The following is a 21864-nucleotide window of genomic DNA, read 5'->3' as shown; positions in this document are numbered from 1 at the left end:
CTCTGCTCGAACCCCTATGCAAACTCACGCGCCAGATTGCGCAGGTTCTGCGCGGGATCGGCGAGCATTTCGCGGGCGATACGCGCGCGTTTGCCGATCAACGCCTTGGCGCTGCGCATGTCGCGGCCCTGATTCACCGTAATCGCGCCGACCAGTGCGCCTTCGCCGTCGAGACCGAACAGCACGCAGGGCGGCGCTTCCAGCGTGCCACGCGCGAGCCATTCCGGCGCGGCCATGTCGCCGGCGAACTGGATGTTCAGGCCGCATTGATCGGTCCAGAACCAATCCGCTTCAAAGGCTTCGGGCGCAAGGCCGAGCATCGCGCGCACCGCCGTTTGCGCCTGGCGGTTCGCGTTCTCCCACGTTTCGCGGCGTTGGTGGTGCCCGCTTGCCGCGTCCCACTGGCTGGCGGCGTCGCCGGCTGCGTAGATATGCGCGTGCGACGTGCGGCACTGCGCGTCGATCACGATGCCGTTGTTCACGTGCAGGCCCGCTGCCTGCGCAAGCGCGGTTTCGGGCTCGACGCCGATGCCGTAGATCACCGCATCGCCGCTTATGCGCGTGCCGTCTTCGAGTGTCAGCACGATGTCGCCGCTCTCGCGTGCCGCCGACGACAGTGGCGAGCCCAGATGCAGCGTCACGCCGCGCGCGCGGTGCACGTCGCACAGGTGGTCGGTGAGCAGCGGTGGAGCGCAACGCGCCATCGCGCGCGGCGCCTGCTCGATCACCGTGACTTGCGCGCCGAGATCGATCGCGCTCGAAGCGAGTTCGAGGCCGATCACGCCTGCGCCCACCAGCAGCACGCGTTTACCCGCTTGCAACACGGGTAGAAGGCGTTGCGCGTCCTCTAGCGTGCGCAGCGTGTAGACGCTCTCGCCAAGCGCGTCGAGCATCGGCAAGCGGCGCACGCGTGCGCCCGTGGCGAGCAGCAGTTCGTCGAAGGCGATCGATTCTCCGTTCGCGAGCGTGACGACGCGCGCCTGCGCGTCGAGCGCGGTCACCGCCACGCCGAGCTTCAACTCGATGTTGTGCTCCGCGTAGTAGCTCTCGCCGTGAATCGCGCAGCGCGCGGTTTGTGGCTGGAGCAGCACGTCTTTCGAAAGCGGTGGCCGCTCATAAGGCGCGTGCGTTTCCTCGCCGATCAGTACGACGCGGTCCGCGTAGCCTTGCTGGCGCATTTCGGCGGCGGCGAGCGCGCCCGCCTGGCCCGCGCCGACGATGACGATGGTCGTTGCGTTCATGATGCGTTCCCGTTAGAGATGCAGTCCGCCCGCCGCGTGACGGATGCCACGAATGCCGAGGCCGGCGTCCGCGTTGATCGTCACGCCGCTCAGCACGCGATTGTTCGCGCGAGAGGCGAGCATCACATAGGGGCCGGTGAAATCGGCAGCCTGCGGAAAGAACTGCAGCGGCAGGATGCTCGCAATCGCTTCGGGCGAACGCGAGTCCATGATGCGCAGGTCCTGCTGGCCGAGCGAAACGGGACCGCGCAAATCGCTCGCCATGCCGCAAGGGCCGACGCCATTCACGCGCACCTTGGGCGCAAGCTCATAGGCGAGCTGGCGGATGATGCCCACGGCCGCGTGCTTGCTCGCCGTGTACAAGGGACCGCCGCCGCCCGGATAGAACGACGAATTCGAGAGCGTGAAGATCATGTTGCCTTCGCTCGCAATGAGCGCACGCGCGGCCGCTTTCGCGCCGAGCAGATAGCCTTTCACGTTGATCGAGAAAAGCTCTTCATAGCCGCTGTCGAGTTGCGCCGGCGAGAGATCGACGAGGCTCGACGCGTGATCCCAGATTGCCGCGTTGCCGATGAATGTATCGAGCTTGCCGAAGGTTTCAACGGCGGCACTGACTGCCCGCTCGTTGTCGGCGTACGAGGTGACGTCGCCCTGCACGGCAACGACACGCTGTGCGCCGAAGCGTTCGCGCAACGCCGCGACCTTCTCCGCCGAGCGTTCGAGCACGGCCACGCGCGCGCCTTCTTCGAGAAAGCGTTCGACGAGCGCGAGCCCGAGTCCCGACCCGCCACCCGTGATCAACGCCACTTCGTTATCGAGCCAGCTCATTACGCGGCCTCCGGTACGTCGACGAAAACTTCGCCATCCACGAGCGTCACAGGAAAGGTCTTGAGCGGTTCGGTCGCGGGCTGACACAGCGCCGCGCCGGTCTTCAGGCAAAAGCGCGCGGCATGCAATGGACATTCGACCGTGCCGTCGTCTTCGATATACCCTTCGGACATCGAAGCGTTGCCGTGCGAGCAGCGGTCGTTGAGCGCGAAAAGCTCGCCGTTCACCTTGAATACGGCGATCGCGGCGGACGGGCCGTCCACCTTGATCGCTTCGCCATCGGACAACGCTTCGTCCTGGCAAACAAAAATACGGGCCATGATCAGAAAAGCACACTCAGGTTATGGGAAGTGAGCACAGCCTGGTCGAGCGTGATCTCACGGTTGCACACCTGCCAGCCTTGGGCGCCTTCCACGCGGCGCACGCGGTCGATGCGGCGCCCCACGTAGAACGTCTCGTCGCGCTCCTTCTGCGAGCGGTAGAGCAGGTAGTTCACGTGTGCCTCGTATTCGCCAGGCGTTTCGGTGGTGAGCACGCGCAGGTTCGTCACGAGATGGCGCGTGCGCGAGGGCGGCTCCTCCGCCCACGCCATGCCGGTTTCGAGGCGCGCCACGCGGCGTTCGAGCTGGAAATGCGTGTCGTTGAAGATCCACGTGGTGGGCGGCTGCACCCCACGCCGACGGTCGCGCGTTTGCGCGTTGACCGTAGTGCGCATGGTGTAGCGGATATCTTTCGACATGAGGTCGAGCCACGCACGAAAGCGCCAGCCGTCGAGCAACGCGGCTTCGTCAAAGAGGAATTGCTCGATTTCGTGATGCAGTTCGAGACCCACGCGCGCAGCCGAAAACACCGGTTCAAGTTCGGCGACTTCGCTCATTTAAGCACCTCCGCCTCGTAGTGCGCGGTGCGCTCGTTCACTTCGTCCCACGTTTCGGAAGCCAGCAAGTCGGCCCAGCGGCGGTACATGCCGCGCGCGGCCGTTTCCGAGAAAATGTAGTTCGTCATGCCAGGTATGCCGTCTTCGCGCACACGCTCGTTGCCCAAACCCATTTCGAGGCAAAGCTTCGTTTTGCGCGCGCGGCTGCCGCGCAGCACTTTCTGCACTTCGGCCCAGTTTTCCGAGTCGTCCTGTTCGAGAAACCCCGCAGGCCCGAACGCGCGCGTCGCGCTGCGCTCGAAAGCGGCCTTCACCTCATCGGATGCGGCCTTGTCGGCAATGCAGAACGCCCACACTTCCACCTGGTTCGGGCCGCGCGGGTGCCACACGCGCAGCGTGGCCGTGCCGTTGAGCCACGAAAGCGTGGGGAACATGTTGTTGTGGCCCGCAAGACGCATCGCGCGAACCTTGCCGAGGCGCGCTTCGGCTTCGGCGTAGGTGTCGCGGAAGTACTGCGAGACTTCACCGTCCACCCAAACGTTCGCGTCGGGCTGCTCGGTGAAGAAAAAGCCGCTGCCGTGGCCCGCCTGGCCATACTGCAGCGCGTCTTTGGCGGTTTCCCACACGGGGCGCGCCGTTTGTCCCGCGCCTAGCGCCTTGTCGGCTGCGCCCTCTTTCGCACCAAGCACCTCGATGGCGGAAGCGTGCGTGAATAGCGCGTGATACTGGTCGCTCGCGAACTGCTCGGCGGGGAATTTCCAGTTGCAATCGATCACCCACTTGTGCACGCCGCCCACGATCTCGGTGCCGCCTTCGCGGCGGTCGAGCACGCCGTCCAGATACCAGGCGATGTCGCCCATATAGGTCTCGAGGTCTGGTGCGCTCGCGTCCCAGTTGCCGAACACGAGGCCCTTGTAGACGGCCACGCGCGTGACTTCCTGCAAGCCCCATTTCTCCTTGCACAGGCCCTGCGGATACGCGCGCGGTTCGAGCGGCACGTCGATGAGCGCGCCGTCCACGCCGTACGACCAGCCGTGATACGGGCAGGTGAACGCGCGCGTGTTGCCGCAATCGGCGTGGCTCACGCGCATCGAGCGGTGACGGCACTGGTTCAGAAAGGCCTTGATCGAGCCGTCCTTCTGGCGCACCACGACGATGGGGTCTTCGCCCATGTAGGTATTGAAAAAGTCGCCGGCTTTCGGTATTTGACTGACGTGGGCGAGGAACAGCCAGCAGCGGCCGAAGATGCGCTCGAGTTCGAGCGCGTAAATGTCGGGGTCGGTATAGATGGACGACGTGACGCGGCCATTTTGCGCGTCGACGAGTGCATCGATGTCGATGATTGCGGACATGCGAGTCTCCTCCGTGGCAGCATTGCCTTTTTGGTGGGAATGCAGACGGATGATCGTTGCTCGCTTTACCCTTGTGAAATATTTTGTTTGTTGCCACTAAGACTTCGAAACGATAACTCGAGCATGGAACTGAGACACCTGCGCTATTTCATTGCCGTCGCCGACGAGCTGAGCTTCACGCGCGCGGCGCAGCGTCTGCACACGGCGCAGCCCTCGCTGAGCCAGCAGATTCGCAATCTCGAAGACGAAGTGGGCACGCCGCTCTTCGAGCGCACGCGCCGCAAGGTGGAATTGACCGACGCGGGCAAGGTGTTTCTCGCCGAGGCGCGCCTCGTGGTGGCGCAGGCCGATCGCGCGGTGGCGCGCGCGCGTCAGGTGGGGCAGGGGCGCGCGACGGTGACGATCGGTTTCGTGCCCGCTGCCGAGATCCGGGTTTTCCCGGTGATTTTGCCGCGTTTGCGATTGCGCTTTCCCGAGGTGAATGTCGAGTTGCGCAGCCTGCCAACGGCCGAGCAGGAAGACGCGCTCTTGCGCGGCGATATCGACGTGGCGTTCATGCGGCGGCCCGTTGTTTCGCCGGAATTGCGCAGCGAAGTCGTGCTCACCGAGGCGCTTGTCGTGGTACTGCCGAGCGCTCATCCGCTCGCGAAGCAAAAGCGCATCGCACCGGCGCAATTGAGCGGCGAGCCGTTCATCAGCACGCATCCGCAGTTTTCGGGGCAGGTGCACAGCGTGGTCGAGGCGTATTGCGAGGCGCAGGGCATCGAGCGCAAGGTGGCTCAGGTCGCGACCAATATTCTGCTCAATCTGAATCTGGTGGGCATGGGACTTGGCTATGCGCTGTTGCCCGCGTATGTCTCGTCGCTCACGAGCAGCGCGATCTGCACGCGCCCGCTCGAAGGCGAGCCGCCCACCATCGACTTGCTGATGGTGTCGCGCAAGGAGCCGCATTCGGCGGAGCTCGAAGCGTTGTTCGAACTCGTGCGCGAGAACGAGGCTTAGCGCTTTGCGTTTTCCTCCTGTGCCTCCAGCGCCGTCACCATTTCCTGCGCGGCGCGCTGGAGTTCGGGTACGAAGCGCCGCACGGCCTCCGCCGGATTGATGGCCTGTTCCAGATAGATCACGTTCAGGCTCGCGAGCACGCGCCCATGCGCCTCGATAGCCGTTGCGAGCGCACCGATCTTGCGCTGGTCCGCCCAGTCGCCATGGTTCGAGCCAAAGCCGTCCGCGCGGGTCTGGCGCACGAGATTGCGGATAAAGGCCTTGTCGCCGGCGAGTTTTTGCTGCTGTTCGCCGCCGGCACCGGCGCGCAATAGTTCGAGAATGTCTTCGCGCTCCGCCTCGGGGCACATGGCGAAATACACGCGCCCCGCTGCCGTGAGCAGGATCGGCAGGCGGCGGCCCACCATCGCGCGGTGAAACGACAGCGGGCTGAAGCGGTGCGTGGTTTCGCGGATCACCATGGAGTCGCCATCCGGCGTCGTGAGGTCCGATGGCCACACGGTGCGCTGGAGCATTTGCGCCATGATCGGCGGCGCGATGGTCGCGATCAGCTCGTCGTCGGTGAAGCCTTCGCTCAGGCCGCGCACGTTCATCGTCAGACGAAAGCTGTCGTCGGAAGCGCTGCGGCGCACGAACTTCTCCTCTACCAGGGTTTCCAGCAGGCGCCTCACGGTCGTGCGGTGCAGACCGGTTGCCTCGCTCAGTTGCTGGCTCGTGGCGCGCCCGTTCTCCATGGCGTTGAGCGCCTGGAGCACCTGCAGGCCGCGCGCCAGACCCCGCACGTTTGCATACTTCGTCATCGAAAATGCCTTAAAAATCAACTGTGTGCATTCTATGCACATTTCTCTAAAAATGTTGAGCGCACATCGGGCGGAACCTAGACTCGCTTCCATTCACCGGACTGTGACAAAACGTCCAACCGGGTGATCCGTTTTCAGGCACCCCCTGTCAGCATCCGCAGCGGCCCCATAAGTCGCGCGAGAAGGAGACACATGAACACCCCCCTCGCCCACGCGGCGGATACCGTCCGCCCTCGCCAGATTGCCACCGACGTCGCCATCATCGGCGCGGGTCCGGTCGGCCTCATGATCGCCAACATTCTCGGCCTGCAAGGCGTGCGTGTCACGCTCGTCGAGAAGCTCGACCAGATCATCGACTACCCGCGCGCAATTGGTCTGGATGACGAAGCATTACGCGTGTTCCAGTCGATCGGTCTGGCCGACGCGCTGCTGCCGCACACCACGCCCGACCACTGGATGCGCTTCGTCACGAAGGACGGCCATTGCTTCGCGTCGATCGAACCGCGCACCGACGAGTTCGGCTGGCCGCGCCGTAACGCGTTCATTCAGCCGCTTGCAGACCGCGTGCTCTATGAAGGGCTCGCGCGCTTCGAGCATGTGAATGTGTTGTTCGGCCACGCCGTCGACGCATTCGAACAAGACACGCAGGGCGTGACGATCGACGTGAGCGATGCGAGCGGTGAGCGCCGCTCGATCCGCGCGGCGTACCTCGTGGGCGCGGACGGCGGCAACAGCTTCGTGCGCCGCGCGCTCAATGTGCCGTTCGAAGGCCGCACGAAGCCGAATCAATGGATCGTGGTGGACGTGCGCAACGACCCGATCGGCTCGCCGCATATCTACATGCATTGCGATCATCAGCGCCCGTATGTGTCGGCTGCGCTGCCGCATGGCATTCGCCGCTTCGAATTCATGGTGATGCCGGGCGAAACGGAAGAAGAACTCTCGAAGCCCGAGAACCTGGCCGCGCTGATCCGCAAGGTGGTGGCCGACCCCGACAAGGTCGACTACATCCGCAAGCGCGTGTACACGCACAACGCGCGTCTAGCCGAAACGTTCCGCGTGGACCGCGTTTTGCTCGCGGGCGACGCCGCGCACATCATGCCCGTGTGGCAGGGCCAGGGTTACAACAGCGGCATTCGCGACGCGAACAACCTGGGCTGGAAGCTCGCGATGGTCGCGAAGGGCCAGGCCGACGGCCGCCTGCTCGACAGCTATACCGTGGAGCGCCGCGCGCATGCGCGCTCGATGATCCACCTCTCCGAAGTGGCGGGCGATATCTTCGCGCCCACCACGCGCTTTGGCGCGCGCTTTCGCGACACGTTCGTGCGCTGGATGAATGTATTCCCCTCGGTCAAGCGCTATTTCGTGGAAATGCGCTTCAAGCCGATGCCGCGCTATGAAGCGGGCGTCGTGCTGCTGCCGCCGCCGCAGAAAACGGGTGGCTGGCTCGCAAGCCTGCTGGAGCGCTCGGGCAACTCGGCGCCGGGTCGCCTGCTCGGCTTGATGAGCCAGAAGCGCGACTCGCTGATCGGCCGTCTCGCGTATGGCCGCGATCCGCTCGCGGCTTCGCCCGTGGGCCGCATGTTCATTCAGCCGCGCGTGCGTCTTGCCGATGGCCGCGTGGTGCGCCTCGACGACGCGATCGGCAACGGCTTTGCGGTGCTCGCCTGGGGCGCGGACCCGACCTTCGGCCTTACGCCGCAGGCTCGCGCGCTGTGGGAGCGACTGGGTGCGCGCTTTATCTTCGCGAAGCCCGACGTGCAGCTCGAATACGCCGACGACGTGCCCGAGGGTGTGCTCGCGCTCGGCGACGCGCAGGGGCGCCTGAAGGAGTGGTTCAGCCGCCTGCCCGAGTCTGTGGTGCTGCTGCGTCCGGACCGCTTCGTCGCGGGCGTGTGCACGCCGCAACAGGTATCGGACTCGATCGTCGAACTCGCGGGCAAGCTCGGCATCACCGAAGCCGCCTTTCACGAGGCGAGCGCCGCTGCCCCGCAAAGCCGTCCCGTGCGCGGCGTAGCCGTAGCGCGCACAGCAGGAGCATGAGCATGCCGATTCACCTCGAATGTCTTTCGCACACGCCGTTGCACGGCTATTTCGATCCGCTGCCCGAAGTGGTGGAGGAAGTCGAACGCGTAGGCCGCGCCGCGCGCGAACGCGTGGAAGCGTTCAACCCCGACCTGATCGTTGCGTTCGCACCCGACCACTACAACGGCTTCTTCTATGACGTGATGCCGCCGTTCTGCATCGGCGCGCGTGCCGAGGCCATTGGCGACTTCAAGAGCATGGCCGGTACGCTCCCGGTGCCCGAAGACCTCGCGCACAAGCTCGCCGAAAACGTGCTCGAAGCCGATATCGACGTAGCGCTTTCGTACCGCATGCAGGTCGATCACGGCTGCGCGCAGGCGCTGGAAGTGCTCACCGGTGGCCTGGATCGCTACCCGGTCATTCCCGTGTTCATCAACTCCGTGGCGCCGCCCATGGCGACGCTGCGCCGCGCGCGTTTGCTCGGCGACGCGATTGGCCGCTTCTTCTCGCGCAGCGACAAGCGCGTGCTCGTGGTGGGCTCGGGCGGCATTTCGCATGAGCCGCCGGTGCCGGAACTGTGCAGCGCGACGCCCGAAGTGGCAGAGCGTTTGATCGCGGGCCGCAACCCGACGGCCGACTCGCGTGCCGCGCGCCAGGCGCGCACCGTGGCCGCGGCGAAGTCGTTCACCGCGGGCGACAGCCATTTGCATCCGCTGAACCCCGAATGGGACCGCGCGTTCCTCGCGCGCCTTGAATCGGGCGAGTTGACGTCCGTGGACGGCATGACGAACGCGGCCATTACGCGTGATGGCGGCAAGTCGGCCCATGAAATCCGCACGTGGGTTGCAGCGTTCGGCGCGTTGGCCGCCTACGGCCCGTATCGCGCGACGCTGGACTACTACCGCGAAATTCCCGAGTGGATCGCGGGTTTCGCCACCATGCACGCCACGCCCGACGCGGCTTGATCGATCAATACGGACTCCGGAGAATCAACATGTCAGATTCAAAACTCGCTGCGGCACTCGCTGCGCGCCTGCGCGAAGCGGAGACGTCGCGCAACGTGATCGAGCCGGTGCGCGGCGAAATCGCGATTGACGATATCGCCACCGCCTATGCCGTGCAGCAAGCCAACGTCGACCTGCGCGTGTCGGCCGGCGAGCGCATCGTCGGACGCAAGATCGGCCTCACGTCGCTGGCGGTGCAAAAGCAACTGGGCGTCGATCAGCCCGATTTCGGCGCGCTGTTCGCGTCGATGGCTTACGGCGACGCCGAAGCCATTCCCCTCTCGCAACTGATCCAGCCGAAGGTGGAAGCGGAAATCGCGCTCGTGCTGGAGCACGACCTCACGTTCGAAAAGCACACCTTCGTCGATATCCTGCGCGCGAGCGCCTATGCGCTGGCGGCTATCGAAGTGGTGGACAGCCGCATCCAGAACTGGGACATCCGCTTCGTCGATACGGTGGCCGACAACGCTTCGAGCGCGCGCTTCGTGGTGGGCAGCCGCCCGGTGCCGCTCTCGCAGGTCGACCTGACCGCTTGCGCGATGGAGCTTTCGCGCGAGGGCGTTGTGCTCTCGCGCGGCAACGGCGCCGCGTGTCTCGGCAATCCGCTCAACGCCGCCGTGTGGCTCGCGGACCGCATGGTCCAGCTCGGCACGCCGCTGCGTGCGGGCGATGTGGTGCTCACGGGTGCACTCGGGCCCATGGTCGCCGTGAAGGAACCCGGCACGTACACCGCGCAGATCGAAGGCCTCGGCAGCGTTCGCGCGACTTTCTCCGCCTGATACAGGAATTCATATGGCTTCCGAAAAACTCAAGGCCGCGATCATCGGCTCCGGCAATATCGGCACGGATCTGATGATCAAGATCATGCGCAACAGCAAGCATCTGGAGATGGCGGCGATGGTCGGCATCGACCCGAACTCCGATGGCCTCGCGCGCGCTGCACGGCTTGGCGTGGCCACCACGCACGAAGGCGTGGTCGGCCTCACGCGCCTGCCGGTGTTCGACGACATCGACTTCGTGTTCGATGCGACCAGCGCGGGCGCACACGTGAAGAACGACGCGCTGCTGCGCACGCTCAAGCCGTCGATTCGCGTGATCGACCTCACGCCTGCCGCGATTGGCCCGTACTGCGTGCCCGTCGTGAATATCGACGCCCACATTGAAGCGCTCAACGTCAACATGGTCACATGCGGCGGCCAGGCCACGATTCCGATGGTTGCAGCAGTGTCGCGCGTCGCGAAGGTCCATTACGCCGAGATCGTTGCCTCGATCAGCAGCAAGTCGGCGGGCCCCGGTACGCGCGCCAACATCGACGAGTTCACCGAAACGACTTCGAGAGCGATTGAAGTGGTGGGCGGCGCCGCGAAGGGCAAGGCCATCATCGTGCTGAATCCGGCCGAGCCGCCGGTCATGATGCGCGACACGGTTTATACGCTTTCCGAAATGGCCGACCGCGAGAAGGTCGAGCAGTCCATCGAAGAGATGGCCGCGAAGGTGCACGCCTACGTGCCGGGCTATCGCCTGAAGCAAAAGGTGCAGTTCGACGAGATTCCCGCGAGCGCGCCGCTCAACATTCCGGGCCTTGGCAAGTTCAGCGGCCTGAAGACCTCGGTTTTTCTCGAAGTGGAAGGCGCTGCGCATTATCTGCCCGCGTACGCAGGCAATCTCGACATCATGACTTCCGCCGCGCTCGCCACCGCCGAACGCATGGCGCAGACGCTCTTGAGCGTGCAAGGAGCGTAAAGCGATGAGCAAGAAACTCTATATCTCCGACGTGACGCTGCGCGACGGCAGCCATGCCATTCGCCACCAGTACTCGATCCAGAACGTGCAGGACATCGCCCGCGCGCTGGACAAGGCGAAAGTGGACAGCATCGAAGTCGCACACGGCGACGGCCTGCAAGGCTCGAGCTTCAACTACGGCTTCGGCGCGCACAGCGACCTCGAATGGATCGAAGCCGTGGCCGACGTGGTCACGCATGCAAAGATCGCGACGCTGCTCTTGCCCGGCATCGGCACGATTCACGACCTGACGGCCGCGTACAACGCGGGCGCGCGTGTGGTGCGCGTTGCCACGCATTGCACGGAAGCCGACATTTCGAAGCAGCATATCGAATACGCACGCGAACTGGGCATGGACACGGTGGGCTTCCTGATGATGAGCCACATGACCACGCCGGAAAACCTCGCTGTCGAAGCGAAGAAAATGGAAAGCTACGGCGCGACCTGCATTTACGTGGTCGATTCGGGCGGCGCGCTCACGATGAACGACGTGCGTGACCGCTTCCGCGCAGTGAAGGCCGTTTTGAAACCCGAAACGCAAACGGGCATGCACGCGCACCACAACCTCTCGCTGGGTGTGGCGAACTCGATCGTGGCCGTGGAAGAAGGTTGCGACCGCATCGATGCATCGCTTGCGGGCATGGGTGCGGGCGCGGGCAATGCGCCGCTCGAAGTGTTTATCGGCGCGGCGGAACGCATGGGCTGGAATCACGGCACCGATCTCTACACGTTGATGGATGCCGCCGACGACATCGTGCGCCCGCTGCAGGACCGCCCGGTCCGCGTAGACCGCGAAACGCTCGCGCTCGGCTATGCGGGTGTGTATTCGAGCTTCCTGCGCCACTCGGAAGTGGCCGCGAAGAAATATGGCCTGAAGACGGTCGACATTCTCGTCGAACTGGGCAAGCGCCGGATGGTGGGCGGTCAGGAGGACATGATCGTCGACGTGGCGCTCGATCTGAAGAAGCGCCAGGAAGCATTGCAATCCTGATCAAGCGCGCCGCGCATCGCCTTTCGGGTGATGTGCGGCGTTGCCACATATAGCCGCCGGAAAGAGTGGCTTGCTTATACATACGGAGACTTTTTATGACGTCGCGAAACAGTAGTGCTGGAGGAATTGCAACGAGCAGCAAGGCAACCATTGCCCTGTGTCTGGCGATTGCGCTGCTCGAAGGGCTGGACCTGCAATCGGCGGGTGTCGCGGGACCGCGCATGGCGAAGGAGTTTCATCTCGCCGTGGCGCAAATGGGCTGGGCGTTCAGCGCGGGTGCGATTGGCCTCTTGCCGGGCGCGGCGCTGGGCGGGCGGCTTGCCGACCGCTTCGGCCGCAAGCGCGTGCTCATGTGGTCGGTCACATTGTTCGGGCTGTTCTCGCTCGCCACGACCATGGTGTGGAATTTCGAAAGCCTGCTGGTCGCGCGTCTGCTCACGGGTCTCGGTCTCGGTGCGGCCATGCCGAACCTGATCGCCCTGTGCGCGGAGGCGGCGGGTGAGCAGCAGCGCAGCACGGCGGTGGGCGCGATGTACTGCGGCATGCCGTTCGGCGCGGCGATCGCCGCCGTGATCGGCATGCTCGGCACGGGGGACGCGAGTTGGCGCCACGTGTTCTACGTTGGCGGCCTCGGTCCGATCGTGATGGTGCCGTTGCTCGGCGCATTCCTGCGCGAGTCGCAGCAATTCGTGGCTACGCAGGCTTCGAAAATGGTAAAGGAAGGTGCGCCGAGCGTGGCGCAAGCGCTGTGGCGCGAGGGCCGCGCACGTACGACCATCGCGCTGTGGATCAGCTACCTCGGCACGCTGATCGTGCTGTACTTCCTGATGAACTGGCTGCCCTCGATGGTGCTGGCGCGCGGCCTCACGCGCGTGCAGTCGAACCTGGTGCTGATGCTGTTCAACATCGGCGGCGGTATTGGCGCTGTTGCGATCGCAACGATCATGGATCGCTTCGGCCGCCGCGGCACGGTGATCGGCATGTACATCGGCGTTGTGGTGGCGCTCACCGTGCTCGCGGGCGCGGGCGGTGCAGGCTCGACGGCCGTGGGCGGCCTGCTGTGCGGCTTCTTTATCGTGGGCGGCCAGTCGGTGCTTTACGCACTCGCAGGCCATGCCTATCCCACGGAAGTGCGCGGCACGGGCGTGGGCGCAGCCGTGGCCGTGGGACGTCTCGGTTCGATTCTCGGGCCGCTCGTGGCGGGCCAGTTGTTCGCACTCGGTCAGAGCCCGTCGATGCTGGTGGGCTCGAGCATTCCGCTCGTTGTGATCGCGGCGCTTGCCGCGCTGAGCGTGGTGGGCGCATTCAGGCAGCGCGACGCATTGGGCGCTCAGGGCGCATGAATTTGAAGGGGAGAAGGCATACGCTTTCTCCGGCATGGGTTATCACGTTTTAAAGGATGGTCAACATGACTGGTACGGCACAAGCAATCACCGAAGCCTCGACGAGCCAGTTCGCCCGCGTGAAGGACGGCGAGGTCGAGTTCCAGATTCACTACAACGACGCAGGCGTTGGCGCCGAAACCGTTGTGATGCTGCACGGCTCGGGTCCGGGCGCGAGCGGCTGGGCCAACTTCAACCGCAACGTCGAGCCACTCGTCGCGGCCGGCTACCGCGTGATCCTGATGGACTGCCCGGGCTGGAGCAAGAGCGACCCGATCGTTTGCACGAGCTCGCGCTCGGACCTGAACGGCCGCGTGCTCAAGGGGCTGCTCGACGTGCTCGACATCGAGCGCGTGCATATTCTCGGCAATTCGATGGGCGGTCACAGCGCCGTTGCCTTCGCGCTGGCGAACCCGCAACGCGTGGGCAAGCTCGTGCTGATGGGCGGCGGCACAGGCGGCCCGAGCAACTTCGTGCCGATGCCGACCGAAGGCATCAAGCTGCTGCAAGGTCTCTATCGCGATCCGACCATCGAGAACCTCAAGCGCATGATGAACGTGTTCGTGTACGACGCGAGCGCGCTTACCGACGAGCTGATGCAAACGCGCCTCGACAACATGCTCGCGCGCCGCGACCACCTGGAAAACTTCGTGAAGAGTCTCGCCGCGTTCCCGAAACAGTTCAGCGACTACGGCGCGCGCCTTGGCGAAATCGCCGCGCCCACGCTCGTGATCTGGGGCCGCGACGACCGCTTCGTGCCGATGGATATCGGCCTGCGGCTGCTGGCCGGCATGCAGAACGCGCAACTGCACGTGTTCAACCGTTGTGGCCACTGGGCGCAGTGGGAGCACGCTGAAGCGTTCAACCGTATGGTGATCGACTTTTTGAAGCACTGAAGCACGCGTAAGCAGTTGCAGCAACGAAGCGGCGCACCTCATGGTGCGCCGTTTTCATTGGGGGGCTCTGGCCTCCCGTGAGGAGCCATTTCAGCGCGGTTGTGTCTTTGACAGCATGCCGCACGTAGCCGAAGGTCTTTTCCTTTCTCGTCGAGCCTCAATTTGCCGGAGGGGCCTCGAAGCCAACGTCGATCTGTTGCGCTCACAACATCTTAACAATCATGTAACACAACTTACATATACTTTCCGCGACTTAAAAACTGTCGGGTATACCCGGCATATAACAAGGAGAAGTTGTGAAAAATGCACGGTTGCGCAGGGGCACGCTCACGATACTGGCAAGTATCGGTGTAATGGCAGGGTTGTCTGCCTGCGGAAGCAGCGACAGTGGCTCGAACGGGCCGAAGGTCACTGGCCAGGTGCTCGGCAGCTATATCCAGGGGGCGGCGGTCTGCCTCGATGTGAACAACAACGGCAAGTGCGACCAGGGCGAGCCTGTCGCGCGCTCGGATGCCCAAGGCAAGTTCTCGATCACCGATACGAGCAACGGTGCCTGGAAGTATGTCGTTGCTGACCTGAATGGTGCAGCGGAGAACGACGCATCGGGCAAGAACATGGGCACGACGTTCAACAGCACGGCTACGTTCCGTTCGCCGCGTGGTGTCAGTTCCGTGAGTGCGATCACCACGGAGCTTTCGCAACTGATTGACAGCGGCCTGTCGCAATCGGATGCTCAAACGCAACTGGCGAGCAAGATCGGCACGACGCCGGACGCCCTGCTGGGCGACTTCAACACCAACGGCAACACCGCGGTGAAGGCAGCGAGCGACCAGTACATTGCAACCGTCGCTTCGAGCAAGGCGATCAAGCACGTCTGGGTTATCGTGCTCGAAAACAAGAGCGCGGAATCGACGTACGGCACGACGGCCTCGGATTCGAATCAGGACCCGTATCTGAAATCGTTGATGCCGCAGGGCACGTTCCTCTCGAACTACTACGGCACCGGCCACGTTTCGCTGGACAATTACATCTCGATGGTCTCAGGTCAGCCGTCGACGCACGACACCGAAACGGACTGCTTCCAGTTGTGGTCCGATATCGTCGACGCCGGCAGCGACTCGGCGAACGCCAAAGTGCTCAAGGCAGGCACGGACGCAAACGGCCATCAAAGCGGCGGCTGCGTATTCCCGGCTCGCGTTCAGCATATTGGCAATCAGATGGAACAAGCCAAGCTCACGTGGCGCAGCTACAACGAGGACATGGGCAACGACCTGAACCGTGACGGCACGAGAACCTGTTCGTTCCCGCGCCGAACCGCCCAGCTCGCGGGCGCCGACCCAACGAAGGCTGTGGATGGCACGCAGGCCGCGCAGGCTCCTTCGGCCTCGGGTGACAAGCCGGGCGATGAGTACGCGACGCGTCACAATCCGTTCCCGTATTTCCATTCGACCATCGATGATCTGGCGAACTGCGACGCGCACGTGGTCAACCTGCAAGACGACCTGGCAACGGATCTTCAGTCGATCGACACCACGCCGAACTTCTCCTTCATCACGCCGAACCTGTGTGACGACGGTCATGATGGTGACGGTACGGGGACTGCGGGCAAGGGCTGCGCAAACGGTCAGCCTGGCGGTTTGGCTTCGATCGACGCGTTCCTGAAGAAGACGATCCCGATGATCCAGGCTTCGCCCGCCTACAAGCAGGACGGCCTGATCATCATCACCACGGATGAAGGCGTCGTGACCGGACTGACGCCGACAACGCAAGTCAGTGCTGATGGCAAGACGCTCTCCCTGCTGGAGCCGGAGATGGGCAACCAGTGCCCTGGCTGCAACCAGCAAACGGGTCCGAACGTGACGCGCCCGGAACAGGTCACGATGTCCACGCTGCCTGTGGCTGAAGCAAGCCTGCTCGGTATCAACCCGGCGACGCTGCCTGCATCCGTGCAGAACGTGTCGATTGCGTTGAACTACCTCGGTGTCGGTGGCGATCAGATTGGTACGCTTTTGCTGTCGCCATTCATCAAGGGTGGTCACGTGGACAGCACGGGCTACAACCACTACGCGCTGCTGCGATCGCTCGAAGACAACTTCGGCATGGGCTCGTATCTCGGCTACGCCGATGATGCGTCGCTCAAGCCGATCTTCACGTCGGCCAACATCGATAACCGCTAATCCCTGGCGGTCTCACAAGAACTCTGTTGTCTTTGCCCGGTTCTCTGTTCGAACCGGGCTGTTTTTTTATCCGTCATGCGCCAATTTCCTTCAAAGGCTGTTTTCGCAACGGCCCTTTGCATTTTCCTTCTGTCCGCCTGCGACAAACATGCAGCGGACGCTCAAGCCGCCCCGGTCAAGGCAGGTGCCCCTGATCTGGCAGCGATCGGCAAGGCAGCGTTCTTCGATCCGTCGCTGTCGGCTTCGGGCAAGCAGTCATGTGCCTCCTGTCACAGCCCCGCGAATGCCTATGGGCCGCCGAACGGTCTGCCTGTTCAGTTAGGCGGCCCAAACCTCGATCGAGCCGGACTGCGCGCGGTGCCGTCGCTGCGCTATCTGCGTGCGGTGCCTTACTGGACGTACACACAAGCAAATAGCCTGAAAGAGCGTCTCGAGGATGGAGATAATCAGCCCATCGGCGGATACACCTGGGACGGGCGCTACAACACCCCCGCGGATCAGGCTGCATTCCCCCTGCTCAATCCGGATGAAATGGCCAATAGCAGCGCGGATGACGTGGCGCAGAAGTTGAGCAAAAGCGCTTACGCACAGCCGTTCCGGGACGCATTCGGTCAGGACATTTTCTCGCGACCGGCCCAGGCGCTGGCGGACCTTGGAAAGGTATTGCAGGCGTTCCAGTTCAATGATCCGTCGTTCGCGCCGTACTCCAGCAAGTTCGACCGTGTGCTCGACGGCAAGGATCAATTCACGCCACAGGAAGCGCACGGATTGATGCTGTTCAGCGACCCGGACAAGGGCAACTGTGCAAGCTGTCATTTGATCAACAAAGGCGCTCACGGCTCGCATCCGGCACTGACGGATTACAACTTCCAGACGCTGGGCGTGCCGCGCAACATGGACATTCCGGCCAACCGCGATCCGAACTTCTTCGACATGGGGCTATGTGGGCCACTGCGTGAAGACCAGACGAAGCAGCAGAAGTGGTTCTGTGGAATGTTCCGCACACCTACGCTTCGCAACGTCGCCACGCGACGCGTGTTCTTCCACAATGGCATGTTCCATACACTTGAAGACTCGATGCGCTTCTATGTTGAGCGCGACACGAACCCGGAGAAGTGGTATTCGAAAGACGCCCACGGCCATGTCGTGAAGTTTGACGACCTGCCGAAGAATCTGCGCAGTAACGTGGATATCAAGACGGAGCCGCTGACGAATCACCGGGGCGGCAAACCGGTCTGGTCGGACTCGGATGTCCGCGACGTGGTGGCGTTCCTGAATACCCTGACCGACGCGGACGCAAAGACAGTGCCTCGCTAACGTTGCGCAGAGAAAAGAAAAACCCGGTCAGTTTTTGAACCGGGTTTTTTTATATGCGATTCGCTACGGCTTTTGTGTGACGAAAGAGTGCCCCGCAACTAAAGACAAACCCGCATTAGCGTAAAACGAAACGATTCGCCATTGACAAATTAAACCTGCCCCACCTATGATCGGCTCACTGCCTGGAGACGCGCGCACCGCAAGCGTCCCGGCGAGCCGCGCAAGGCGCGCAAGACGCCGCGCATCAACGGTTTGCCCGGTTCCGACCGGGTGAGCCGCAGTCATGTTTGGAGACAGGCAGATGCCCCAATCGATTGCCACGGACCGCGGGTCCGAAGCCGCGCGCACGTATGCCGCGCCCGCGCTGAATCCTTCGCAGCAAGACGACGCGCTGTATCGCAAAGTGTCGGCGCGCGTCATTCCGTTCCTGTTCGTTTGCTACGTCGTGTCGTTTCTCGACCGCATCAACATCGGCTTCGCGCAATTGCAGATGAAGCACGACCTGGGCTTCAGCGACGCGATGTACGGCCTTGGCGCCGCTGTGTTCTACGTGGGCTACGTGTTGTGCGAAGTGCCGAGCAACATGTTGCTCGCGCGCTTCGGCGCGCGCCGCACGTTCATGCGCATCATGCTGCTGTGGGGCATTACCTCGACCAGCATGATGTTCGTGGCGAGCCCCACGCAGTTCTACGCGCTGCGCTTCCTGCTGGGCGTGTTCGAGGCGGGCTTCTTTCCGGGCATCGTGCTCTATCTCACGTACTGGTATCCGGCGCGCCGCCGCGCGGCCGTGTTCTCGATCTTTTTCGCGGGCGTGGCGGTGGCGGGTGTACTGGGCGGCCTCATCTCGGGATGGATCATGCGCGACCTGGCCGGCGTGGCGGGTCTTGCGGGCTGGCGCTGGATGTTCCTGATCGAAGGTCTGCCGGCCGTGCTGCTTGGCCTCATGGCGGCGTTCTGGCTCGTGGACGGCCCCGAGAAGGCGAGGTGGCTGACCGATGCGGAGAAGGCCCACCTCCTCGCGCAACGCGACGGCGAAGGCGATCACGCGCATTCCACGCGCTCGTTTGGAGCGGCGCTGCGCAACCCGCGCGTGTATTTGTTCGCGTTCATCTACTTCTCGCTGACCTGTGCCTCGCTCACGCTGAACTTCTGGATGCCGCTCATGATTCGCGACTTCGGCGTGCATGACGTGCTGGCGATCAGCCTCTACACCGTCATTCCAAATGCGGTGGGCGCGGTGGGCCTCATGTGGATCGCGCGCCGCTCGGACCGGCGTGGCGAACGGCGCTGGCATTTCGCGGCGTGCACGATAGGCGGCGGCGTCGCATTGGCGCTGCTCACGCTGCATCTGGCGAGCTTCGCCGCGATGATGGCGATCCTCTCGATCGCAGCGGTGCTGATCTTCGCCGCGTTGCCGATCTTCTGGGCAGTGCCTTCGGCGTATCTCTCGGGCAAAGCCGCAGCAGCGGGGATCGCGCTCATCAGCAGCATTGGCATTACGAGCGGCATTGTGAGCCCGTGGGCGATCGGGCTCATCAAGACGCATACGGGCAGCATGGATTACGCGCTCTATCTGCTCGCGGCGCTGCTGGTGGTCAGTGGGGCGGCGTTGGTGGCGGGTGTGCCGGCGGTGAAGGCTGGCCGCTGAGGTGGGATGCCCTGCGTTGCGGGGCAGTTTGATTTGAGACGGCGGTATGGTCCGGGCAAACTCATTCATCGAGGATACCCGTGCCGTCCCCCATCAAACACACGCAGTCATATCTGGAAGGCGCCGATCGCGCCTACGCCGCAGGCGATTGGCAAAGCGCATTGGAGCTTGCCGACAAGGTCATCGAGGCGAATCCGCGCAACAGCGACGCGCTCCACAGGCGCGGGCTGCTCGCGCTCGCCATGGGCTCACCGGCCGAAGCACAACACTGGCTGAGGCGCGCCGTTCAGCTACTCCCGCACCCCGTGTACTGCAACAGCCTTTGCGTGACGCAAACGCGTCTGGGTGACTACGCGGCGGCGGCCGAAACGGCGCGTCTCGGCCTGCGGCGCGCCCGCGAACGCTTTCCGGCAGTCGATACATCGCTGCTTTCGTATAACCTCGGCGTCGCCCAGCAGCTCGACGATCAGCCCGCCGCGGCGGCGCAGAGCTACCGTCAAACCCTGGCGCGTCAACCCGATCACGCGGCGGCGCATAACAATCTCGGCACGGTCACGAAGGATCTTGGCGATCTCGCCACCGCCATCGCCCATTTCGAGCGTGCTATCGCACGCGATCCACGCAATGTCGAAGCCCACAGCAACCTGGGTCACGCGTTGCTTGCAGCGGGCCGTTACGAAGAAGCATGGCCATACTTCGAGCAGCGCTGGGCGAGTTTTCAGGTGGGAGAGCGTCCAGCGGCGCAGGGTGCCCCCACGCTGCCAATTCCGCGTTGGCGAAGCGGCCCGCTCCCAGGCGAGCGCCGTTTGCTCGTGCTGCACGAACAGGGCTTTGGCGACGCGCTGCAATTCTGCCGCTATCTGCCCATTGCGCTCTCGCGCGGCACGCGAGTTGGCTACGTCTGCCCCAAGCCGTTGCGGCCGTTGCTCGAACAGTCGCTTTGCACGCGTTGGCCGAATATCGTGCTGCTCGACGAAGTGCCGTCAGACCTTGGCGCGTGGGACGCCTATTGCTCACTGCTCTCGCTGCCGATGCTGCTCGGCACGCGCCTCGACAACATTCCCGCGCCTATACCGTATCTACACGCCGAACCGCAGCGCGCGCGCATGTGGGCCGATCGGCTCCGCGCGTGTGGCGACGACATGAAGCCGCGCATCGGCCTCGTTTGGGCGGGCGGTCATACGGGCACGGCGGCTGATCGCCGACGCAGCATCGCGCCCGATGCGTTTGCGAAGCTGCTGTCCTGGCGAGGCGCGCACTGGATCAGCCTGCAAAAAGCCGAAGACGCATCGAAGCTATTGCCATCGGTATATCGCGAGCAAATCACCGACTGGATGCATGAAGCCAGCGACTTCGCCGATACCGCGGCGTTGATCGACGGCCTCGATCTCGTCATCTCGGTCGATACGTCGGTGGCGCATCTGGCTGCTGCAATGGGCAAGCCGGTATGGCTGCTCAATCGCTTTGCCGGCTGCTGGCGTTGGCTGCGCGATCGCGACGAAAGCCCGTGGTATCCGGGCCTGCGTCTCTTCACGCAGAAAGAGCGAGGCAATTGGGACGACGTACTAAACCGCGTGCTCGACGCGCTCGCCACACGCTATCCGGTGAACGGCAACCCCATCACGAAGGCTTGAGCAGCGTGCGCCACTCCGGCAGCCTGCCTTTTTCGTCTAGCGCCGCGACGAGCGGCGCAGCACGTTCGGCCAGCGCCTGCTGAACGTTCGCAATGGCGTTGGCTAGTTCGCTCGACATGCCGAGGCCGTCGAGCATGGCCGCCGCCTCGCGCATTTCCTCGGAGCGCCGCTGGCCATGCTCGACCACGCGGCCAATCAAGTACGACTCATAGCCCGTGTCCCAGCCCATGCCTGGGAAGCTTGCCGCAAGCGAGGCAAGCACGCGGTCGTCCACGCCGAACTGCTTCGCGGCGAGCATCGATTGCACGCACATCGCTTCCATGCCTTTGATCATGATGCTGCGGCACAGCTTGATGGCGGAGGCGAGGCCTACCTCGGCGGCCACGCATTGTGCGCGCATGCCGAGCGCGTTGAGCACTTCGGCGGTGTGCCCGGCAACGCGTCCGCCCAGCAGCATCGGCACGCGTATGCCTTGCGGCGGCACGGGCGCCATGACTGCGGCCTCTACGTAATCGGCGCCCACGCGCTCCACGGCCTGGCTGTTGCGCTGCTTGACGGCGGGCGAGACGGAGTTCAGGTCGATAAATGTTTGACCGGCAAGCAAATACGCGGCGCATGCGCTCGCCACCGCTTCGGCCTGGCTCGCCGTGACGGCGGAAAACACGAGCTGTGCGCCCATTAGCGCCGATGCGAGATCGTCGGCGACGTGAGCGCCGCTCTCGCTCGCGCGTTTGAGGATCGTCTCGCGCGTGGCGCTGTCCTGTAGCTTGATGTCGTAAGTCGAAACGTGCAGTCCTGCTTGCGCGAGCGCGTGCGCAAAAATCGGCCCCACTTCGCCAAAGCCAATGATCGCAACGCGCGTTACCGGCTGTTGGGTTTGCTGTTCCATGCTTGACACTCTCTCGATG

General features: G+C 63.7%; 19 protein-coding genes. 12 read left to right on the top strand and 7 right to left on the bottom strand.

Annotated elements, in window-relative coordinates; genetic code table 11:
- Nucleotides 1-14 precede the first annotated feature (14 nt).
- From hcaD to hcaE, 5 genes are read right to left on the bottom strand one after another with little or no spacing between them, the layout of a single operon-like run.
- Nucleotides 15-1241, bottom strand: coding sequence for a 3-phenylpropionate/cinnamic acid dioxygenase ferredoxin--NAD(+) reductase subunit (gene hcaD, locus U5A58_RS29785; RefSeq protein ID WP_321964105.1), 1227 nt, complete (start codon nt 1239-1241; stop codon nt 15-17).
- Nucleotides 1242-1253: 12 nt separating this feature from the next.
- Nucleotides 1254-2069: a 3-phenylpropionate-dihydrodiol/cinnamic acid-dihydrodiol dehydrogenase gene (gene hcaB / locus U5A58_RS29780; protein ID WP_321964104.1), complete on the bottom strand. Its 816-nt coding sequence runs from the start codon at nt 2067-2069 to the stop codon at nt 1254-1256.
- A complete protein-coding gene (gene hcaC / locus U5A58_RS29775) occupies nt 2069-2389 on the bottom strand; it encodes a 3-phenylpropionate/cinnamic acid dioxygenase ferredoxin subunit (protein WP_321964103.1) in 321 nt (106 codons plus the stop codon). Before hcaC ends, hcaB begins: the two co-directional genes overlap by 1 nt.
- A gap of 2 nt (nt 2390-2391) precedes the next feature.
- On the bottom strand, nt 2392-2946 hold the full coding sequence (gene hcaF / locus U5A58_RS29770) for a 3-phenylpropionate/cinnamic acid dioxygenase subunit beta (RefSeq protein ID WP_321964101.1): 555 nt from the start codon (nt 2944-2946) through the stop codon (nt 2392-2394).
- Nucleotides 2943-4298 (bottom strand): 3-phenylpropionate/cinnamic acid dioxygenase subunit alpha, encoded by a 1356-nt coding sequence (gene hcaE, locus U5A58_RS29765; RefSeq protein ID WP_321964100.1) that lies wholly within the window; start codon nt 4296-4298, stop codon nt 2943-2945. The genes hcaF and hcaE overlap by 4 nt, the downstream gene beginning before the upstream one ends.
- A 123-nt stretch (nt 4299-4421) precedes the next feature.
- On the opposite strand from hcaE, the gene hcaR reads away from it, so the two are divergent.
- Nucleotides 4422-5300 carry a DNA-binding transcriptional regulator HcaR gene (hcaR, locus tag U5A58_RS29760; RefSeq protein WP_321964099.1) on the top strand — a complete coding sequence of 293 codons (879 nt, stop codon included), beginning with the start codon at nt 4422-4424 and terminating at the stop codon, nt 5298-5300.
- Here hcaR and U5A58_RS29755 read toward each other — a convergent pair.
- Nucleotides 5297-6100, bottom strand: coding sequence for a DNA-binding transcriptional regulator (locus tag U5A58_RS29755; RefSeq protein ID WP_321964098.1), 804 nt, complete (start codon nt 6098-6100; stop codon nt 5297-5299). The two genes, hcaR and U5A58_RS29755, sit on opposite strands and share 4 nt — an antisense overlap.
- Before the next feature lie 192 nt (nt 6101-6292).
- Here U5A58_RS29755 and U5A58_RS29750 point away from each other — a divergent pair, with 192 nt between their 5' ends.
- The 11 genes from U5A58_RS29750 (at nt 6293) to U5A58_RS29700 (ending at nt 20956) form a co-directional block, all read left to right on the top strand.
- The gene (locus U5A58_RS29750) at nt 6293-8143 is read left to right on the top strand and encodes a bifunctional 3-(3-hydroxy-phenyl)propionate/3-hydroxycinnamic acid hydroxylase (protein ID WP_321964096.1); all 1851 of its coding nucleotides are present in this window, start codon (nt 6293-6295) and stop codon (nt 8141-8143) included.
- Between the two features lie 2 nt (nt 8144-8145).
- Complete coding sequence (locus tag U5A58_RS29745) at nt 8146-9090, top strand: 3-carboxyethylcatechol 2,3-dioxygenase (RefSeq protein WP_321964095.1); 945 nt, start codon at nt 8146-8148, stop codon at nt 9088-9090.
- 29 nt (nt 9091-9119) lie between these two features.
- Entirely contained in the window at nt 9120-9908 is a 789-nt protein-coding gene (gene mhpD / locus U5A58_RS29740) for a 2-keto-4-pentenoate hydratase (RefSeq protein ID WP_321964094.1), read from the top strand.
- Nucleotides 9909-9921: 13 nt separating this feature from the next.
- Entirely contained in the window at nt 9922-10872 is a 951-nt protein-coding gene (locus tag U5A58_RS29735; protein WP_321964093.1) for an acetaldehyde dehydrogenase (acetylating), read from the top strand.
- Between the two features lie 4 nt (nt 10873-10876).
- Complete coding sequence (gene dmpG / locus U5A58_RS29730; protein ID WP_321964092.1) at nt 10877-11902, top strand: 4-hydroxy-2-oxovalerate aldolase; 1026 nt, start codon at nt 10877-10879, stop codon at nt 11900-11902.
- A gap of 95 nt (nt 11903-11997) precedes the next feature.
- Nucleotides 11998-13245, top strand: a complete 1248-nt coding sequence (gene mhpT, locus U5A58_RS29725) for a 3-(3-hydroxy-phenyl)propionate transporter MhpT (protein WP_321964091.1) — start codon at nt 11998-12000, stop codon at nt 13243-13245.
- Nucleotides 13246-13310: 65 nt separating this feature from the next.
- Nucleotides 13311-14180, top strand: a complete 870-nt coding sequence (locus U5A58_RS29720; protein WP_321914401.1) for an alpha/beta fold hydrolase — start codon at nt 13311-13313, stop codon at nt 14178-14180.
- A 296-nt stretch (nt 14181-14476) separates the two neighbouring features.
- Nucleotides 14477-16357, top strand: a complete 1881-nt coding sequence (locus U5A58_RS29715) for an alkaline phosphatase family protein (RefSeq protein WP_321964090.1) — start codon at nt 14477-14479, stop codon at nt 16355-16357.
- Nucleotides 16358-16432: 75 nt separating this feature from the next.
- Nucleotides 16433-17674: a cytochrome-c peroxidase gene (locus tag U5A58_RS29710; protein WP_321964089.1), complete on the top strand. Its 1242-nt coding sequence runs from the start codon at nt 16433-16435 to the stop codon at nt 17672-17674.
- A 301-nt stretch (nt 17675-17975) separates the two neighbouring features.
- A complete protein-coding gene (locus U5A58_RS29705) occupies nt 17976-19322 on the top strand; it encodes an MFS transporter (RefSeq protein WP_321964087.1) in 1347 nt (448 codons plus the stop codon).
- Between the two features lie 80 nt (nt 19323-19402).
- Nucleotides 19403-20956, top strand: coding sequence for a tetratricopeptide repeat-containing glycosyltransferase family protein (locus U5A58_RS29700; RefSeq protein ID WP_321964085.1), 1554 nt, complete (start codon nt 19403-19405; stop codon nt 20954-20956).
- On the opposite strand, the gene U5A58_RS29695 is transcribed toward U5A58_RS29700, so the two are convergent.
- Complete coding sequence (locus U5A58_RS29695; protein ID WP_321933954.1) at nt 20943-21845, bottom strand: NAD(P)-dependent oxidoreductase; 903 nt, start codon at nt 21843-21845, stop codon at nt 20943-20945. The genes U5A58_RS29700 and U5A58_RS29695 overlap by 14 nt on opposite strands.
- Nucleotides 21846-21864 lie beyond the last annotated feature (19 nt).

It is taken from the genome of Paraburkholderia sp. J7, assembly GCF_905220155.1.
GTDB lineage: Bacteria > Pseudomonadota > Gammaproteobacteria > Burkholderiales > Burkholderiaceae > Paraburkholderia.
Note: the sequence above shows the minus strand (reverse complement) of the source record. Positions and strands in the feature narration are given on the sequence as shown.

Coding starts and splice junctions, on each gene's coding strand:
- hcaD (WP_321964105.1), bottom strand. CDS start 1,241: ATGAACGCAACGACCATCGTCATCGTCGGCGCGGGCCAGGCGGGCGCG.
- hcaB (WP_321964104.1), bottom strand. CDS start 2,069: ATGAGCTGGCTCGATAACGAAGTGGCGTTGATCACGGGTGGCGGGTCG.
- hcaC (WP_321964103.1), bottom strand. CDS start 2,389: ATGGCCCGTATTTTTGTTTGCCAGGACGAAGCGTTGTCCGATGGCGAA.
- hcaF (WP_321964101.1), bottom strand. CDS start 2,946: ATGAGCGAAGTCGCCGAACTTGAACCGGTGTTTTCGGCTGCGCGCGTG.
- hcaE (WP_321964100.1), bottom strand. CDS start 4,298: ATGTCCGCAATCATCGACATCGATGCACTCGTCGACGCGCAAAATGGC.
- hcaR (WP_321964099.1), top strand. CDS start 4,422: ATGGAACTGAGACACCTGCGCTATTTCATTGCCGTCGCCGACGAGCTG.
- U5A58_RS29755 (WP_321964098.1), bottom strand. CDS start 6,100: ATGACGAAGTATGCAAACGTGCGGGGTCTGGCGCGCGGCCTGCAGGTG.
- U5A58_RS29750 (WP_321964096.1), top strand. CDS start 6,293: ATGAACACCCCCCTCGCCCACGCGGCGGATACCGTCCGCCCTCGCCAG.
- U5A58_RS29745 (WP_321964095.1), top strand. CDS start 8,146: ATGCCGATTCACCTCGAATGTCTTTCGCACACGCCGTTGCACGGCTAT.
- mhpD (WP_321964094.1), top strand. CDS start 9,120: ATGTCAGATTCAAAACTCGCTGCGGCACTCGCTGCGCGCCTGCGCGAA.
- U5A58_RS29735 (WP_321964093.1), top strand. CDS start 9,922: ATGGCTTCCGAAAAACTCAAGGCCGCGATCATCGGCTCCGGCAATATC.
- dmpG (WP_321964092.1), top strand. CDS start 10,877: ATGAGCAAGAAACTCTATATCTCCGACGTGACGCTGCGCGACGGCAGC.
- mhpT (WP_321964091.1), top strand. CDS start 11,998: ATGACGTCGCGAAACAGTAGTGCTGGAGGAATTGCAACGAGCAGCAAG.
- U5A58_RS29720 (WP_321914401.1), top strand. CDS start 13,311: ATGACTGGTACGGCACAAGCAATCACCGAAGCCTCGACGAGCCAGTTC.
- U5A58_RS29710 (WP_321964089.1), top strand. CDS start 16,433: ATGCGCCAATTTCCTTCAAAGGCTGTTTTCGCAACGGCCCTTTGCATT.
- U5A58_RS29705 (WP_321964087.1), top strand. CDS start 17,976: ATGCCCCAATCGATTGCCACGGACCGCGGGTCCGAAGCCGCGCGCACG.
- U5A58_RS29695 (WP_321933954.1), bottom strand. CDS start 21,845: ATGGAACAGCAAACCCAACAGCCGGTAACGCGCGTTGCGATCATTGGC.